We start from the raw sequence: 3,177 nt of genomic DNA on the forward strand, positions 1-3,177 counted from the left end.
TATCATAAAAAAGCCCTTCCGTATTGGAAGGGCTTTTTATTATTTGATTGCATTGTAATTACTTGACGATAAGGAATTCGCTTCTTCTGTTCTGTGCGTGCTGTTCTTCTGAGCAGGTTTCCTTGCAGTCGATCTTTGGTTCGCTCTCCCCGTATCCTTTTCCTGATATCCTGCTTGCGGGTATCCCCTTTGAGATCACGTACTGCACGGTTGATTTGGCCCTGCGGTCAGAAAGGTCCAGGTTGTACTTGTCGCTTCCTCGGTTGTCCGTATGTGCCTTTACCATTATCACGAGCTTGTCGTTGTTCTTCATCACCTGAACCAGCTTGTCAAGTTCGAATGCCCCCTCCTGTGTGATGTTTGACTTGTTGTATTCGAAGTTGATCTCCTTCAGGACAATCTCTGTCGGTGTGACGATCACGTCTATCGGGTTCAGCGGTGCCTCGATTCTTGCCTTGCCGCCCTTGTTTGGTGCAATGCTGAATACCCCGCTCTCATATCCGTCCTTTGCGGCCTGGATCGTATAGGCGGTGTTGCATTCCACATTGTACACGACCTCGCCGTTTGCCCCCGTTGTCCTGGTTTCAATCACGTTCTTCTTTGCGTCCAATATGGCCACCCTTGCATCTGCGAGCAGTGCGCCTGTCCTTGCATTAGTGACCACGGTTGTTGCCTCCACGCTGCATACGGGATCTGCCGAATACAGGTTGTCGATCCCTGTCCTGTTGCTTGCAAAGAAGCCGATGTTCTTTACGGTATTGAAGGAGAACGAGAAGTCGTCCTTTTCGCTGTTCACAGGCTTTCCGACGTTCTTGGCTTCCTCTTTTGTATTCAGGTCGATCGAGAAGACATCCAGCCCTCCGAGCCCCTGCCTTCCATTGGAGGAAAAATAAAGCACATTGTCATCGGTGATGAACGGGAACTGCTCCTTGCCCTCGGTGTTCACCTTCGGTCCAAGGTTCTCCGGCTTTCCATACTGGTCGCCATTTACGGACACCTTCCAGATGTCTGATGACCCGATGGAGCCCGGCATGTCCGATGTGAAGTAGAGTGTCTTGCCGTCCTTGCTGATGCTAGGGCTGCTTGTGGAATAGCTCTTGCTGTTGAAGGGAAGCGGTGTGATGTTTCCCCATGTCTCCCCCTGCCTTGTAGCTCTGAATAGGTGTACCTGGCTGAATTTTGCCTTCAATTTCTTGTCCTTCTCAAAGCTGTTCTCCGCATGGCTGTCCCTTGAGAAGTACATCGTGTTGCCGTCGGCCGTTATGGCTACCGGCCCGTCGTGCCATCTTGTGTTCAGCTCTGCCACCTCCACAGGCTTCCCGAAGGTCTTGTCTGCATTGAATGTGGACTTGTAGATGTCCAGGTAGGGCTCGTCGTTCCATCCGTCTGTCCTCTTTGCCTTGTTCCTTGAGCTGGTGAAGTACAGGTTGTTGTCGTTTGCCAGGAAGGGCCCGAAATCCGACTTATCGCTGCTGATGTCCATCGGCTTTATGTTGAATGCCTTCTGCTTGTCCAGAAGTTTAGGCAGGTAGTTCGGGTTTTCCTTGAATGTCTTTGCGCGCTGGTCGTTCGGCGCCTTTGCGGCGAAGGTTGCCATCTGCTTGTTTGCCTCTTCATATTTTCCGTTGGCCTTCAGCATCTGTGCATACCGGTAATGGGTTTCGGCATCCTGGGGTGTGGCCACCACCTTTGCATACCACTTTGCGGCTTCGGCGGTGTTGAACATGTTGTAGTAGGCATCTGCCAACTGCTTGTAGATGTACGGATCCTGCTTGCCCTTCTCGACAAGCTTGAGGTACTCCTGGGTTGCTTCAACATATTCGAACTGGTTGAAGAGGAGATCCGCTCTCTTTGTTTCCTTGCTTTGTGCCTGTAGCGCGGATGTGCTTACCAGCACACAGCCTAACAGTATATATAGTCTTTTCATTATCGGGTCTTGCTTTTAGGTTAGAAATATCTTGGTGAGCGTGATACTTTTTTCGGGAAATTGACATCGAACAGCAGTATGATCTCGTGCGAGGCCGGGGCCACGGTCTTGATCTCCGATATGATGTGGTCGTATGCATATCCTATCCTGATTGAAGGGCTCACGGCCACGTTTACCATCGCACCGAAGCTGTCGTCCACACGGTATGTCGCACCGATCTCGAACTTCTCGTTGAAGAGGAAGTTGGTGGAGACATCAAGTGAGCTAGGCGAGTCGAAGGCCGACTTGAGCATTGCAAATGGCTTGAATTTCAGGTTTGGCGTAAGGTCGAAGACATATCCCCCGGTAATGAAATAGTGCTGGGTCTCGTTTCCGTATTTCACCCCGTTTACATCAAGGTGTGTCGCCTTGAGCATGTTTGGGACCGAGAGCGCCACGTAGTACTTGTCGGTATAGTAGAATAGTCCTGTTCCAAGGTTGAAGTAGGAGTTGCTAGTGTCCTCGCTGAAGGCATCATCTCCGGTTACCTGCAGTGACGGTGCGATCTCGCTGTTGAGCCCTACCTTGTGCAGGGTGATCCCCGCCTTCATTCCCAGTGCAAGCCTGTGCTCGCCTCCAAGGTTCAGCGTGTAGGAGAAGTCCCCATATACGTTCTGTTCCTTTACGGGTCCTATCTCGTCTGCGATGACGGAGAGTCCGAGTCCGACGTTCTTTCCTGCCGGGGTGTGCCCGGAGAAGGTGAATGTGGAGGGTGCCCCGTCGATGTCCACCCACTGCTTGCGGTACAGGAGCCCGAAGGACAGGTTCTCCTTGGATCCGGCATAGGCAGGGTTGATCACGTTCATGTTGTACATGTATTGTGTGTAATGCGGATCCTGCTGGGCCTTGATCTCCCCAATGGATACCACCGCTAATAGAATGGCTAGATATAATTTGTTCATCTGCTTGATTGTTTTTTATTTGTTGGATGCTCCCCCGGGATGCTGTCCCGGGAAATCATCGCAAATATCGTCCTTTTTTTATTTCCTGTTGATATAGATCCAGCCTGTTTTCTTTTCTCCTTCTACGGTCTGGAATACATAGAAGTAGGTTCCGTCAGGAAGTTCATCCCCCGCATTGGTCTGTCCGTACCATTGGTCTACATAGTTCTTGAAGCTGTACACCTCTGTCCCGTAGCGGTTGAAGATGCTGATCTCCCTTACATTGTATCCTGTCAGGTCAAAACTGTCGTTCTTGTCGTTGCCGTCTGG

General features: G+C 50.9%; 3 protein-coding genes. All 3 read right to left on the reverse strand.

Annotation, left to right across the window (positions count from 1 at the left end; genetic code table 11):
* Nucleotides 1-58: 58 nt before the first annotated feature.
* Nucleotides 59-1,927, reverse strand: coding sequence for an OmpA family protein (locus tag ACI6PS_RS16130; protein WP_421013601.1), 1,869 nt, complete (start codon nt 1,925-1,927; stop codon nt 59-61).
* 20 nt (nt 1,928-1,947) lie between these two features.
* A complete protein-coding gene (locus tag ACI6PS_RS16135) occupies nt 1,948-2,868 on the reverse strand; it encodes a type IX secretion system membrane protein PorP/SprF (RefSeq protein ID WP_421013602.1) in 921 nt (306 codons plus the stop codon).
* Nucleotides 2,869-2,946: 78 nt separating this feature from the next.
* The coding region (locus ACI6PS_RS16140) for a gliding motility-associated C-terminal domain-containing protein (protein ID WP_421013603.1) at nt 2,947-3,177 on the reverse strand (231 nt) is incomplete at its 5' end.

The organism is Flavobacterium sp. PLA-1-15, from assembly GCF_049060005.1.
In the GTDB taxonomy this organism is placed as follows: Bacteria; Bacteroidota; Bacteroidia; order Flavobacteriales; family Flavobacteriaceae; genus Flavobacterium.